Source organism: Streptomyces aurantiogriseus (assembly GCF_014649375.1).
Lineage (GTDB): Bacteria > Actinomycetota > Actinomycetes > Streptomycetales > Streptomycetaceae > Streptomyces > Streptomyces aurantiogriseus.
The window spans coordinates 1-13145 of record NZ_BMSX01000053.1; the positions used below are offsets into that span (position 1 = coordinate 1).

General features: G+C 68.9%; 13 protein-coding genes and 3 pseudogenes. 7 read left to right on the forward strand and 9 right to left on the reverse strand.

What is annotated here, in order from left to right:
- Positions 1-224: alcohol dehydrogenase catalytic domain-containing protein (locus IE263_RS47565; protein WP_373312314.1), on the reverse strand; the 224-nt coding region annotated here is incomplete at its 3' end.
- A gap of 341 nt (positions 225-565) precedes the next feature.
- On the opposite strand from IE263_RS47565, the gene IE263_RS47570 reads away from it, so the two are divergent.
- The 4 genes from IE263_RS47570 to pstB all read left to right on the forward strand — a co-directional run bounded on the left by IE263_RS47570 (position 566) and on the right by pstB (position 4353).
- Entirely contained in the window at positions 566-1558 is a 993-nt protein-coding gene (locus IE263_RS47570) for a PstS family phosphate ABC transporter substrate-binding protein (protein WP_189944389.1), read from the forward strand.
- Positions 1555-2505, forward strand: coding sequence for a phosphate ABC transporter permease subunit PstC (gene pstC, locus IE263_RS47575; RefSeq protein WP_189944390.1), 951 nt, complete (start codon positions 1555-1557; stop codon positions 2503-2505). The genes IE263_RS47570 and pstC overlap by 4 nt, the downstream gene beginning before the upstream one ends.
- A complete protein-coding gene (gene pstA, locus IE263_RS47580; RefSeq protein WP_189944391.1) occupies positions 2505-3416 on the forward strand; it encodes a phosphate ABC transporter permease PstA in 912 nt (303 codons plus the stop codon). Before pstC ends, pstA begins: the two co-directional genes overlap by 1 nt.
- A gap of 160 nt (positions 3417-3576) precedes the next feature.
- Positions 3577-4353: a phosphate ABC transporter ATP-binding protein PstB gene (gene pstB / locus IE263_RS47585; protein WP_229911575.1), complete on the forward strand. Its 777-nt coding sequence runs from the start codon at positions 3577-3579 to the stop codon at positions 4351-4353.
- A gap of 242 nt (positions 4354-4595) precedes the next feature.
- Here pstB and IE263_RS47590 read toward each other — a convergent pair whose 3' ends face one another.
- From IE263_RS47590 to IE263_RS47600, 3 genes are all read right to left on the reverse strand, one after another.
- The gene (locus tag IE263_RS47590) at positions 4596-5009 is read right to left on the reverse strand and encodes a VOC family protein (RefSeq protein WP_189944393.1); all 414 of its coding nucleotides are present in this window, start codon (positions 5007-5009) and stop codon (positions 4596-4598) included.
- 165 nt (positions 5010-5174) lie between these two features.
- Entirely contained in the window at positions 5175-5606 is a 432-nt protein-coding gene (locus IE263_RS47595) for an SRPBCC family protein (protein WP_189944394.1), read from the reverse strand.
- A complete protein-coding gene (locus tag IE263_RS47600; RefSeq protein ID WP_189944395.1) occupies positions 5603-6001 on the reverse strand; it encodes an ArsR/SmtB family transcription factor in 399 nt (132 codons plus the stop codon). The genes IE263_RS47595 and IE263_RS47600 overlap by 4 nt, the downstream gene beginning before the upstream one ends.
- Positions 6002-6330: 329 nt before the next feature.
- Between IE263_RS47600 and IE263_RS47605 the strand changes: the two genes are divergently transcribed.
- Positions 6331-6651, forward strand: coding sequence for a GatB/YqeY domain-containing protein (locus IE263_RS47605; RefSeq protein ID WP_189944397.1), 321 nt, complete (start codon positions 6331-6333; stop codon positions 6649-6651).
- A gap of 320 nt (positions 6652-6971) precedes the next feature.
- Positions 6972-8279: a hypothetical protein gene (locus tag IE263_RS47610; protein ID WP_189944396.1), complete on the forward strand. Its 1308-nt coding sequence runs from the start codon at positions 6972-6974 to the stop codon at positions 8277-8279.
- 33 nt (positions 8280-8312) lie between these two features.
- Here the strand turns inward: IE263_RS47610 and IE263_RS47615 are convergent, their stop codons facing one another.
- From IE263_RS47615 to IE263_RS50295, 3 genes and pseudogenes are all read right to left on the reverse strand, one after another.
- Positions 8313-8834, reverse strand: coding sequence for a hypothetical protein (locus IE263_RS47615; RefSeq protein ID WP_229911576.1), 522 nt, complete (start codon positions 8832-8834; stop codon positions 8313-8315).
- Positions 8773-9215: pseudogene (locus IE263_RS47620) on the reverse strand (transposase family protein); the annotation flags it as partial. The pseudogene IE263_RS47620 and the gene IE263_RS47615, both read right to left, overlap by 62 nt.
- 84 nt (positions 9216-9299) lie before the next feature.
- Positions 9300-9413 (reverse strand): annotated as a pseudogene (locus IE263_RS50295) (IS5/IS1182 family transposase); the annotation flags it as partial.
- Between the two features lie 350 nt (positions 9414-9763).
- On the opposite strand from IE263_RS50295, the pseudogene IE263_RS47630 reads away from it, so the two are divergent.
- Positions 9764-11334, forward strand: a pseudogene (locus IE263_RS47630) (oleate hydratase).
- Positions 11335-11690: 356 nt separating this feature from the next.
- On the opposite strand, the gene IE263_RS47635 reads toward IE263_RS47630, so the two are convergent.
- Together IE263_RS47635 and IE263_RS49370 are read right to left on the reverse strand one after the other, a co-directional pair.
- Positions 11691-12572, reverse strand: a complete 882-nt coding sequence (locus IE263_RS47635; protein WP_229911577.1) for an ABC transporter substrate-binding protein — start codon at positions 12570-12572, stop codon at positions 11691-11693.
- Entirely contained in the window at positions 12542-12907 is a 366-nt protein-coding gene (locus tag IE263_RS49370) for a hypothetical protein (RefSeq protein WP_229911578.1), read from the reverse strand. Before IE263_RS49370 ends, IE263_RS47635 begins: the two co-directional genes overlap by 31 nt.
- Positions 12908-13145: the final 238 nt, after the last annotated feature.

Consider the following 13145-nt stretch of genomic DNA (forward strand, 5'->3'; position numbering starts at 1 on the left):
ACGCCGTCGCCGACGGCGCGGATCCGGCCGGAGACCTCCAGGCCCGGGCGGTAGGGCAGCGATTCCACCCGGTAGCCCTCGGCGCGGGCCTTGAGGTCGGCGAAGTTCACGCCGACGTAGGCGGCGTCGATGCTGACCTGGCCAGGTCCCGGCTGGGGGGTCGCGGCCGTCACGACGTTCAGCACCTCGGGGGCGCCGTACTCCTGGAACTCGACTGCGCGCATGGCGGAACGCACCCTTCGACAAGGTGTTCAATGGAAAGCGAACACCCGGAGTGTAAGATGATCGTCGAACACTCAGCAAGCCGCCGGGGTACTCCGCGGGGTGATCTTGGTTGTTCGGGCGGACCGCCGGGCTTGCCTGGCGGTGCCCAAGTGCGTGGTCGCGGTGGAGCCCGCGGGTGATGGCCAACCCGACGCTGGCACAGAACCCGAGAGCGCGCCCGCCACCCCTTTCGCGGCAGTCAGAAGATCCCCCACGTAGGCGAGCTGAGGATCCTCGCTTGCTCGAGTGGAGAGCTTTGCCCAATTGATTCATATTGGCCGGAGGGGTGCCTGACGCGAGGATGGGGAGTCATGTGAACATTCACGCTTCGTTGCGCAGACCTCTGTCCCCTGTGGCGCTGACGGCTGCGGCACTGCTGACCGCGAGCGCGTGCGGTGGCTCCGCCACCGGCGCCGGTGAGGATGGTGTCGAAGGCGACTTGTCCGGCACTGTCCGGGTGGACGGCTCCAGCACGGTGGCTCCCCTTTCCACGGCCGCGGCCCAGCTGTTCCAAGGGGAGAACCCCAAGGTCAGGGTGACTGTGGGCACCTCCGGTACAGGTGGTGGCTTCGAGAAGTTCTGCGCGGGCGAGACCGACATCGCCGATGCCTCGCGTCCGATCGAGGACGATGAGAAGGCGGCCTGCGCGAAGAAGGGCATCCGGTACGAGGAGCTCCAGGTCGCCAACGACGGGCTGTCGGTCGTGGTGAGCAAGGACAATGACTTCGCCGAATGTCTGACCGTCGCGCAGCTGAAGAAGATCTGGGAGCCCGGCTCCAAGGTCGACAACTGGAACCAGGTCGACCCCTCGTTCCCCGACGAGAAGCTGGAGCTGTTCGGCCCGGGGACCGACTCGGGCACCTTCGACTTCTTCACCGAGGTCGTCAACGGTGACGAGGGCGCCTCCCGAACGGACTACTCACCCAGTGAGGACGACAATGTCACCGTGCAGGGCGTGGCCGGCTCCAAGGGCGGCATGGGGTACTTCGGCCTGTCGTACTACGAGGAGAACAAGGGCGAGCTGAAGGTCCTGAAGATCGACAGCGGTGACGGCTGCGTCGAACCCACCGCGAAGACCGTGCAGGACGGCTCCTACAAGCCACTGTCCCGGCCTCTGTTCATCTACCCGAAGGCGTCCTCGCTGGACAAGCCGGAGGTGGAGGCGTTCGTCGAGTACTACGTGGAGAACAGCGGCGATATCGCTGAGAAAGCCCTCTTCGTACCGCTGAACCAACAGCAGCAGGCCGAGCTGGACAAGGACCTGGAGAAACTGCGGGAGCAGCACCGGTCATGACCTCCACGGGCATCGGGCGCAGGGCCGCTTCGGGAACCACCGGCTTCCTGAAGCGGTCCCAGCCGCGCTACGTGGAGAAGGCTGTCAGGGTGCTGCTGATCGCCGCCTCGCTGGTCTCGGTGCTGACCACCGTCGGCATCGTCATCGCGCTCATCCCGCCCGCCGCCGAGTTCTTCGGCAAGGTGAGCTTCGGCGACTTCATCACCGGCACCGACTGGTCGCCGCTGTTCAAGCCGCCACACTTCGGCGTCCTGCCCCTGGTCACCGGCACGCTGATGGTCACGCTCATCGCGCTGCTGGTCGCCGTGCCGCTGGGCCTGGGCGCGGCGGTGTACCTGAGCGAGTACGCCAGACCTGGGGTGCGCACGTTCTTCAAACCGATCCTGGAAGTGCTCGCCGGCATCCCCACCGTCGTGTACGGCTTCTTCGCACTGCAGGCCATCACCCCGCTGTTGCAGGACATCTGGCCCGGCGGCGAGGGGCCGCAGGTCTTCAACGCGCTCTCGGCGGGCTTCGTCATGGGCATCATGATCATCCCGACGATCGCCTCGCTCTCCGAGGACGCCATGAACGCCGTACCGAACGACCTGCGTGACGGCGGCTTCGCACTCGGATCGTCCCGCATGCAGGTCGCCACCCGGGTTGTCTTCCCGGCCGCGCTGTCCGGCATCGCCGCCGCCATCATGCTCGGCGTCTCCCGCGCGATCGGCGAGACGATGATCGTCGCGGTCGCCGCGGGAGGTCGGCCCAACCTGTCGTTCAACCCGCTCGAAGGCATGCAGACGATGACCGCGTTCATCGCGGCGGCCGGCATCGGCGACCTGCCGACCGGCTCCATCGGCTACCAGACGATCTTCGCGGTGGGCGCGCTGCTCTTCGTCATGACACTGGTGATGAACCTGGTCAGCATCCGCCTGGTGCGCAAGTACCGGCAGGTGTACGAGTGATGGACAACCACGCCCTCGGCAAGGGACCGGATGCCGACATCCTGGAGGCGCGCCGGCTCAAAGGCGATGGCAGTCCGTGGCGGGAACGGTTCTTCCAGCTGAGTCTGTGGGCCTCGCTCGCCGTCGGTGTGGTGTTCCTCGGCTCCCTCCTCACCTACGTCGTGGTGGAGGCGTGGCCCCGGCTGGACTTGCGGATCGTGACGAACTTCCCCGACATCATCGACCCGTCACAGGCCGGCGCCCAGTCGGCGATCATGGGCACCATCTGGGTGATCGCCTTCACCGCGCTGTACTGCCTGCCCGTCGGCTTCCTGACCGCGATCTATCTGGAGGAGTACGCCGAGCCGGACCGGTGGTGGAACCGCGCCGTCGAGATCAACATCCAGAATCTGGCGGCGGTCCCGTCGATCGTCTACGGCATCCTGGGGCTCGGCATCATCTCCCGCGGGCTGGGCTTCGGGCAGACCGTGCTCACCGCCTCGCTCACCCTGTCACTGCTGGTCCTGCCCACCGTGATCATTGCCGCACGGGAGGCGATTCGCGCCGTACCGCAGTCCATCCGCGAGGCATCCCTGGCGCTGGGCGCCACCCAGTGGCAGACGATCTGGCGGCAGGTGCTGCCCGCAGCCGTGCCCGGCATGGCGACCGGCTCGATCCTCGCCCTGTCCCGCGCCATCGGCGAGGCCGCACCGCTGCTGCTGCTCGGCGGCCTGACCTTCATCACCTTCAACCCGACCGGTCCGGACAGCCCGTTCACGGTGCTGCCGATCCAGATCTTCAACTGGATCAGCCAGTCCCGTGCCGAGTTCGTCTCACTCGCCGCCGCAGCGATCGTGATCCTCCTGGTGATCCTGCTGGCCATGAACTCCCTGGCCATCTGGCTCCGCAACCGCTACTCCCACCGCTGGTGACCGCGCCATGACCTCACAGCCCCGTGCACGCCTCCAGCGCCTTCGTCGGCGGGTCCTTCGGTCCGCGCGGGAGCCCGCCGTGGCCTCCCCCTCCGAAGCCCCCGTCTCCGCCAGTGGCACTTCGGTCCCGCAGGTCTCCTATCGCGACGCCCCGCCCTTGATCACCCCGGTCTTCGAGGTGGGCGGCCTGTCCGTGTTCTACGGCGACCACGAGGCCGTCCGTGACGTCAACATGACCATCGGCGGCCGTCAGATCACCGCGATGATCGGCCCGTCCGGCTGCGGCAAGTCCACCGTGATCCGCTGCTTCAACCGGATGAACGACCTCATCCCCACGGCCCGCGTGGCCGGGAAGATCCGCTACCACGATGAGGACCTCTACGGCCGGGACGTCGACCCGATCGAGGTGCGGCGCCGCATCGGCATGGTCTTCCAGAAGCCCAACCCGTTCCCGAAGTCGATCTACGACAACATCGCGTACGGGCCTCGGGTGGGCGGCTTCAAGGGCGACCTCGACGACCTGGTGGAGGAGACCCTCACCCATGCCGCACTGTGGGACGAGGTCAAGGACAAGCTGAAGACCTCGGCGCTGGCCCTGTCGGGCGGGCAGCAGCAGCGGTTGTGCATCGCGCGCACCATCGCGGTCAAGCCGGAGGTGATTCTGATGGACGAGCCCTGCTCGGCGCTGGACCCGATCGCCACCGCGAAGATCGAGGACCTGATGGAGCACCTGGCCCAGGAGTTCACGATCGTCGTCGTCACGCACAACATGCAGCAGGCCGCCCGTGTCTCGCATCGCACCGCCTTCTTCACGACGGACGTCGGCGCCGAGGGCGAACGGCACGGCCGACTGATCGAGTACGACGAGACGGCACGTATCTTCTCCAACCCCTCCGACCAGCGGACCGAGGACTACATCACGGGCCGAGTCGGCTGATGCCCGTGTTCGACGTATCCGTCGCCGCCGTCACCTTCGGGATCATCTTCGTCACCGAACTGCCCGACGCGCCGGCCACTTCGGGAGGTCGGGCGAGAATCTCGCAGGGTTGCTCGCACGGCGTGCATGGCTGCCGCGGCGCTGGTGGCGCACACCGCGACCGTTGCGCAGGTCCACGACGAGCGCGGGCATGGCGTCATCGTGCGTGATGGACCGGCGCGCAACGGCCGCTGTGGCTTCGGTCAGCTCCGCGGCTGGGTGATGTTGACCATCCAGGGGATGCCGAACCGGTCGGTGCACATGCCGAACACGTCGCCCCACATCTGTTTCTCCAGTGGGACGGACACCGAGCCGCCGCTGGACAGCTTCTCCCAGTAGCCGCGCAGCTCGGTGTCGTCGTCGCCGCTGAGGCTCACCGAGAAGTTGGTGCCCTGGGCGAACTCCATGCCCGGTGGGGTGTCGGCGCCCATCAGGGTGAAGCCGCTGGGCGTCTCCAGCATGCCGTGCATGATCTTGTCAGCCTCCGGGGTGTCCTTCTGGCCGAACTCTCCGAAGGTGTTGAGGCGGAGTGTGCCGTCGAAGACCTCCTTGTAGAACTCCATCGCCTGCCGGGCGTTGCCGTCGAAGCTGAGATACGGGTTGAGGCGCGAGACCATGGCAACCTCCCCGAATGGGGTATTTGATCAGACATGGGCAGATTAGCGCGGCGCACTGACAACTGCCTGCCGTGCGCGACCGAATGACCCGGCCCCCACCTCCTCCGTGGACGCGGCGGGTGAGATTCCCGCCAGGCCGCACGGCAGGGCTGTCGGGTGCCGGCGTTACGAGGCTGTGGGGTTCGCGAGTACGGCGGCGAGGCGGTCGAGTACGTGGAGCCAGCCGTCCCCCATGCCGTCGAAGGCGGCCTTGCCGAAGGGGGAGTCGAGGTCGAAGCCCTCGTGGGTGAGGAAGAGCCGGGTGCCGTGGCCTTCGGGCTCCAGGCGCCAGGTGATGGTGGTGTCGAGGTTCCCCTCGGCCATGCTGTAGCGGAGCAGCCGCTCCGGGTCGACGGCGAGGACCTCGCAGGGTTGCTCGCCCCAGGGGCCCATGTCGAGGGTGAAGCGGTGGCCGACGATCGGGCGTACGTCGCCGGCGGCCCACCAGCGGGCGTGCAGCTCGGGGTCGGTCAGCGCCTTCCACACGGTGGCGGGGGAGTGGGGCAGGAACTGGTCGCAGTGGATGACGGGGGCGTCGTCGGCGGGTTCGGGGGTCATGGCTGGGGGTCCTTGCTGTGCTGGTCGGTCGGTTTCGTGTCGACCCCCTGCTCGTCGAGGTCTTTCATGTCGAGGTCCTTCTCGTCGAGCGCCGTCTCGTCGAGGAGGTCGCGCAGCGAGCTCATGCGTGCGCGCCAGTAGTGCTCGAAGGGGTGCAGCCACTCGCCGACTTCCGCCAGCGGCATCGGCTCCAGGTGGTAGAAGCGCTGCCGGCCGCGCGGTTCCTCCCGTACGAGCCGGGCCTGGCGCAGCACCTGGAGGTGCTCGGAGATCGCCGGCCGGCTCAGTTCGAAGCGGCCGGCGAGGTCATTGACCGCACGCGGCCCGTTCCGCAGGGCATCGAGCAGTTGGCGTCGCACGGGGTTGGCGAGTGCGCTGAAGACGTCGGGGGGCATGGCCGCAACATTACGTCGGAGATCTCCGACGCGTCAGCGATTTCCGACGCGTCGAGTCGGCAGGGGAGCACGCTGGTGTCGACGTGGGCGACTTGGTGCGCGGGAAGGTGACGCCGCGGCAGGCGGGCAAACCGCGCAACGCCTCGCGGCCGATCGCCATCGGTGTCCTGGTACGCCAGTCTGATTTCGCGATCTTGTCGGGGGCGTAGCGCCCCAGTCGGCGGTAATTCTGGTGCTGCACGTATATCGCGTTGTGGGCCCAGGGGCGCCGCCATAAGGTCACCGGCATGTCTTTACGTCTTCGTATGCGTCAAGCACTGCCGGAAGCGATGCGCGCCCGTGACAAGGCCGCGGTGAGCGCCCTGCGCGCAACACTTGCTGCGCTGGACAACGCTGAGGCGGTGCCCGTGGACGAAGCTGAGCTCCGCGGCATGGCTCTCGAGCAGTCGCCAATTGGTGCCGGCGCCACCGAAGCAGCGCGGCGTGAGCTGAGCGAGCGCACTGTGGTGGACGTAGTGCGCGCCGAGGCCGCCGAGCGACTGGAGGTTGCAGCGCAGTTGACTGCGCCCGTGCACGCTGACCGAGCCGCGCAGCTCCGCGCGGAGGCCGCCGTGCTGCTTCGCTTCCTCGACGGTCCCGGCACCGCATAGGAGACGGCGTCGCATCGAACCCGAAGCGACGCAGGAGCAGGGCTGGGAACAGGGCGCCTGAATCGACTTGTGCGCCCCGGTGTGCAGGGCGGCCAGGCGGTGCTCAGCGCCCACGGCCCTTCGGGGGCTCACGGCACCCCGCCGTGCTGCAACCCCTGCTACGGGAGAACTTCGTGACGAGCGGTGAGCGACCTCCTGCCCCGGGGCGGCGTCTCACCTGACGCGGCCGCAGCATAGTGCGGCCACCAGGGAAAGCGGCGCTGTCAGTGGTGTTCCTTAGGCTGTCGGGCATGGCAGGTTCTGGGCGGCGATAGGGGGTAATGGTGCGTAGGCCAGTCGAGGGGGAGGTCCATGTTCACTACGGTCAGATCTACGTCGAGAGCGATCCGGACAGCTTCGGCCCGGACCTCGCGGAGGCGTTCGCCGGGCAGAAGGTCGGGCTGTGCGGTGCGGCGATCCCCGGTGCGCTGTGGCTGAACACCGGCCTGCACACGGGCAACGTCGGCTTCACCGTCGAAGTCCACGACCAGGCTCCGCCCCTGGATCCGATGTGGGAGGACGTCGTGGAGGTGTCCTTCCACCCGGTGTCGGGCAGGAGCGCGCTCCTGCAGTGGGCGGGCGAGACCTGCTGGGATCTGGGGTTGGAGGAGACCGACTACCGGGTGCGCTACTGCGCCAAGGGCATGGACGAGGCACGCGAGCGGGACACCCGACTGGGCGACGAGCCCCAACTGGACCGCTATCTCCTGCAGTTCTGGCCTGCCCCGCCCGCCCCGGACCGCGTGCTGAAGCAGACCTCGGCGAATGCCGCCTACTGGCACGACTACGCCCGCCGGCAGCCGCCTCCTCCCACACCCGCAGAACGCGCCGAAGCCGAACGCCAGGCCCGCCTCGCGCAAGAACGAGCGGAAAGAGAACGCCGGCTCGCCTACGAACGGTGGTACTGGGGCGGACAGCTGCCGAGCCAGGCCCTGCGCGACGTCGGTGGCAACGTGCGCGGCCTGCTCCGCTTCGACCCAGCCCTCGTCCACGCCCTCGACGCCGCCGGTCCCACCACCCAGCGCGCGGTGGCCCTGCTGGCGGCCCGACGCGCGTGCGAGGCGGCCGGCCTGGTCGGCCTCGACTGGATCGACGGCGCGCTCACCGCCCTCGCCCATGGGCAACCACTGCCGCCGCCCTTCGATGACCCGGCCCGCATGTGGCAGACCTTGGACTTGGACCCACACGTCCCCGACACGACCGTCCGCCAGGCCGTCCCGCCCGAGCGGCCCCCCTTTCAGCCGGTCACCCACCCCGGCGCGCCCACGCCGATGCCCAAGCCAGAGCAGACACCCCGGATCGTGGGGCCCGCAGCGGCCGTGATGAAGTCGCCGAGCCCGCCCGGACCACCGGCACCGCAGCCCGCCGAAGCAGCGCCGTGCACGGTGATGGTCACGAACGGCGAGCCGGAATCACCCCCGCGGGTGTCCCAGCCGCACATGGCCCTCCCCGCACTGCTCGGCGCCGCGGAGGCCGACCCGCTCCAGGCGGCCCTCGATGCGGTGTACGCGGCCGTGGCCACCTACGGCGAGGGCTACCGGACGCTTCTCCAAGAGGTCCGGGTCCGCGGTCAGGGACGTTCTTACTGAAGATTTCAGAATGAAGAGCGGGGAGACGGCACGTCACTCCTGGTCAGAAAGGCGGTCGAGGTGTTCATCCCATACGTTGCCGCCGTCAGCCCAGGTCCGGAGCCATCGCCGTAGTGCGGTTGCATGGCGAAGGCCGTCGTGTGCGTCTTCGCCCCATGTGGGCTCCCAGCCGTCAGCGTCGTAAAGCAGTACCGGGTTGTCGACCGCGATCAATGAGACGTGCCATTCCATCGTGCCGCCGCCGGAGGTGAGGTAGAGCCACGATGCTGGCAGCCCCTGTGCGTGGTCCGGTCCGTAGCGCTCGGCTATCCACGTGGCTGGGACCCTTGCGCTGTCGAAACGAAGTCCCGGGTCCCAAGCGCGGGCCCGCAGCCTCTCGATCAACGTGTCGTCGTCCGCCTCCGTGGCCCCGGGCTCCGGGTCAGGCGTGGCGAGAGTGTCGTGGGAAGGGAGGGCCATGAAGGGGGAGCTTACTGTTGGGCCCGGCTGCCTTTTGGAGCCGTCGGAGGCAGATGATGCTGCAGGCGAGTTCGAGTAGTCCCTGATGAAGATCAGCGCGGCGTCGTACCCCCCTGTCGGCGAAGAGCCGCTTGGGTTGGTTCCGCGGGCTTCCACGGCGGCAGCGGATCCGAGGTATCGCATCCAAGAGATGGATCAGCTGGTGAAGGCCCGACGTGATCCCCCCTTTGAGGACCCTGAGGTGAAAACCGTCGATCGCCGCGTCATCCACGTCCGGTAGGCCGGCCGCTCTGAGCTCCGCGAGAAGTGCCTCGTGCAGGCGGGGCCAAACGCCAGCCTCCGTCCAGCCCCGCAGCCGGCGCCAGGCGTCACGCCCGAACAACCCACAACCTGGCTGGGCACATCGCGCCAGGCCACTCCGGCCAGCAGCGTGGCTACGCGCTCCCAGAGGCCATCAGGAACAAGACCGACTGCCACCACGCAGACGCTGTCCTGATGCACTGTCAGCCGTCAACTCATCCTCTGGGAACGAGGCGACGACATCCACCAAGGCTTCCTCGGCCTCGCAACCTGCCTCATCAGTAAGTGGCGGAAGCCGTGAAGCCAGGCGATGGTGCGTTCGACGACTCAGCGGAAGGTGCCCAGGCCGGAGCCGTGCGGTTGGCCTTCTTCAGCAGCACAGCATGCGGTTGGTCCCACACGCCGGCCTCGTTCCAGGCGGCCAGGCGCCGCCAGCGGGTCATGGGAAGCGCCGTGAGACCGCGTGGAAAGCCTGGTCATCCGGCGGCCGAAGGCAGCGGCAGGGCGGCGGACTCTCGCCCGGCGTGAGTCCGCGGTCAGTAGGGGCCCGGTCGGTGACGGTCCACCGACCGGGCCTCTGCGCTGCCCGCCTCTGTACGTGGGAGCCGCCTTGCGGGCCGTTCGGACCTGACGGGTGACCAACGGCCCACTGACGGCGCCCATAGCGCAGGAAAACCTGGATGTGCGCGGTTCCCGGTCAACGGGCGAGAACGAGGAGTTGTGTGATGGCGAAGGCGTATCTGGTGGGCAGCGGGATCGCGGCGCTCGCCGCAGCCACGTTTCTGATCCGCGACGGCGGGTTCGACGGATCGGACATCCACCTCTTCGAAGAGCAGCGGAACATCGGCGGCAGTCTGGACGCGGGCGGTACGGCCGTTACCGGCTACACCATGCGTGGCGGTCGGATGTTCGAGGCCGAGTTCCGCTGCACATACGACCTGCTCTCCGGCATTCCCACCCTCGACGACCCCTCCCTGTCGGTGACGCAGGAAATCCTGGCCGGACACGAGGACTTCGCCTGGGACGACATCGCACGCCTCGTCGACGGCGACAGGAGGATCGTCGACACCCGCTCGACGGGGTTCTCAGAGCGCGACCGACTGGAGTTGGTCCGGTGCCTGGCCACCCCTGAGGGGCACCTGGACGGCAAGCGGATCACCGACTGCTTCGGCGAACACTTCTTCACCACGAACTTCTGGTTCATGTGGTGCACCACCTTCGCCTTCCAGTCCTGGCACAGCGCCATCGAGTTCCGCCGCTACCTCAAGCGCTTCATCCACCTCTTCCCCGAGTTCTCGTCCCTGTCCGGCATCCACCGCACCCGTTACAACCAGTACGACTCCATCGTTCGCCCTCTGACCGCCTGGCTGCTCGACCGCGGGTCACCATCCATACCGGATGCCACGTCACCGACCTCGGACTCGCACCGGGGCGCCGGAACACCACGGTCGAGACCATCCACCTCTCCCGGCACGGACGGGACGAGAGGATCACCGTGGCCCCCGATGACCTGGTCCTGGTGACCAACGGCTCCATGACCGACGCCTCCAGCCTGGGCTCGCACACCTCCGCACCGCCCCCTCGCCCCCATCGCTCGGATGCGTGGCTGCTCTGGCACCGACTGGCACGAGGGCGTGACGACTTCGGCGACCCGGACGCCTTCGACAAGCACGTCAAGGAATCCCGCTGGGAGTCGTTCACCGTCACTGCGAAGGATCCCGCCTTCCTCAAGGCGCTGGAGGACTTCAGCGGGCGCGAGACCGGCAAGGGCGGCCTGATGACCTTCACCGACTCCAACTGGTTGCTCACCATCGTCGCCAACCGTCAACCCGTCTACCGCGACCAGCCCGAGGACGTCGCGGTCTGGTGGGGCTACGGCCTGTTCCCCGGCCACGCCGGCAACCACACGCCCAAGCCGATGACGATGTGCTCCGGCCGGGAGATCCTCGAAGAGATCCTGCACCACCTGCCCTTCGACGAGACGCTCGCGACCCGCGTCCTGGAGACCTCCACCGTCGTGCCCTGCCTGATGCCGTACATCACCAGCCAGTTCCTGGCGCGCCGGCGCGACGACCGCCCGAAGGTGGTGCCCGAAGGCTCGGTCAACCTCGCCTTCATCGGTCAGTTCGCCGAGGTGCCCGACGACGTCGTCTTCACCGTCGAGTACTCCGTACGCACCGCCTGGACGGCCGTGGCCCAACTCCTCAAGCTCGACAAGCGGCCGCCCGAGGTCTACAAGGGCCACCACGACCCCCACGTGCTGGCTGCCGCGCTGGAGACCATGCACCGCCGGTAGCCCGACCCGGGCCCAGCAGGGAGGTGGATGCCGGGAAGCGCGTGCCCAGCGGGTGGCCCGGTCGCGTACGTGGTGCCAGGCCGCCGCGGTGTGCGCCTCTTCGGTGGTGGCGGCTGGGTGGGGGCATGGCTTCCCGGTAAGGGGGGTCTGGTGGAGGCCGGTGTCGGGGTGCGGCGGGGCAGGCCGACGTCCTGTGCTCGCTGTGTGCGTCGTAGCAGTTTGCCGCGGGGCAGCGCGACACGCCGCGTTGCGGCTCGATGGCCGGGCGCATGTGGGTGGCCCAGGCTCAGTGGTAGGGGAGATGGTCCCCTCCGCCGCACCGATGACAGCCGCGCACGCGGTGCCCTGGAGTTGGTTCATGTCTTCTTGCCGATGTCGTCGGCGCGCGTCACGAAACGGGCGGCTCCCCCGGTCACGCGGAACAAGAACCCGCCGCTGTCGTTCTCGACCCCGAAGTACTGCGAGGCGGCGTCGAAGCTCATGAGGCGGGTGATGCCCTGCCAGGGGCGGCGCAGGAGTTCTGAGCGCAGGGCGGACCGGCCGCTGTCGCCGACGGAGGCGAGGCCGTGGGCAGCGAACCGGACGGCATCGTACGCCTCGGCCGCCCACGGGCCGGGCGCGCGTTCGTGGCAGGCGCGGAACGCGGCGGCGAACGCCTTGGTGCGGGAGTCGGCGCTCGCGTCGGTGTAGCCCGTGCCGATCCTCCAGTCCTCGCCGACGGCGAGGAAGGGGGCCCCGAGGACGTGCTCGCCCGCGACCCGGGCGCCCCGGTGGCCCGCGTTCCGCAACGCGCGGGCGCAGGCGGCGGCGCGATCGGGGCTCACCCCGGCGAAGAGGACGGCGTCGCGGGGGCGGGCGGCGATGCGGCGCGCGGCCTTCGTGAAGTCCTCGTCCGCGGCGACCTCCTCCTCCACCGCCGTTTCGCTGCAGAGCTTGTCGTAGACGGTGGTGATGCGGACCATGGGCAGGCTCTCCACCTCAGTGGCCAGGTCGTGCACGACCACCGCGCGGGCGGGTTCGACGCCCCGGTTCAGATAGCGCAGTACCGCGGGCGGGCCGACGGTCTGGATGGCGCGCAGCACGAGCGCGGTGGTGGTGTTGACGACGTTGAGCTCCTCGGTGTCGGCGCGGGTGACCAGCAGGGTCAGCCGCGCCTTAGCGCAAGGGGGAAGGGCCGCGGGCACCGTCGCGTTCGTACCCGCGGCGATCACCACGGACACGTCCGGGTCGGCGGCCAGCCGGGCGGCTGCCTCGGCGGAGCCCCCTGCGGCGCCGCGGTCGTCGCAGTGCGCAGCACGAGGTCGACGGTGCGCCGGGCGTCCTGGTTGTGCTGCTCGACGGCGAGGCGGGCGCCGAGCTCTTGGGCGGTGAAGAAAGGGCCGTCCGGGCTGCCGAGCAGGGCGACCACGTGCCGGGACCGCCGGGCGGAGCCGGTGCTCGCGGACGCGCCGGTCCGGCCCCGGCCCCACTTCCACCACGCTCCCGTCCCGGCCGCCGCGGTGACACCGAGTGCGGCCCCCGCGACGAGCAGGCGCCGCCGGGTGGGCGAGGGCGGAGCGTCAGGCGCGTCCACGGGGGAGAGCCCGGCGATCACGGCGGCCGTCTACCGGCGCCGCAATGTGGTCGAACGGTGCTGCCACCGACTCAAGCAGTGGCGAGCGACCACCGAACTAGGTCTTTGGTGCCGGTCCACCCGGGCCCGACGTCCGATCCGCCGCGCCCCGACAACAGCTAGCGTCCCACCATGCGCTTAGAGGTCCTAACAAAGGCGTTGGACGTGGCGGTAAGTAATCAGGCAGGTGGCGAGGCCG

Bases quoted from the DNA above. Each gene is read 5' to 3' on its own strand.
- IE263_RS47570 (WP_189944389.1), top strand. From the start codon at position 566: ATGGGGAGTCATGTGAACATTCACGCTTCGTTGCGCAGACCTCTGTCC.
- pstC (WP_189944390.1), top strand. From the start codon at position 1,555: ATGACCTCCACGGGCATCGGGCGCAGGGCCGCTTCGGGAACCACCGGC.
- pstA (WP_189944391.1), top strand. From the start codon at position 2,505: ATGGACAACCACGCCCTCGGCAAGGGACCGGATGCCGACATCCTGGAG.
- IE263_RS47590 (WP_189944393.1), bottom strand. From the start codon at position 5,009: ATGGTCTCGCGCCTCAACCCGTATCTCAGCTTCGACGGCAACGCCCGG.
- IE263_RS47595 (WP_189944394.1), bottom strand. From the start codon at position 5,606: ATGACCCCCGAACCCGCCGACGACGCCCCCGTCATCCACTGCGACCAG.
- IE263_RS47600 (WP_189944395.1), bottom strand. From the start codon at position 6,001: ATGCCCCCCGACGTCTTCAGCGCACTCGCCAACCCCGTGCGACGCCAA.
- IE263_RS47605 (WP_189944397.1), top strand. From the start codon at position 6,331: ATGCGCGCCCGTGACAAGGCCGCGGTGAGCGCCCTGCGCGCAACACTT.
- IE263_RS47610 (WP_189944396.1), top strand. From the start codon at position 6,972: ATGGTGCGTAGGCCAGTCGAGGGGGAGGTCCATGTTCACTACGGTCAG.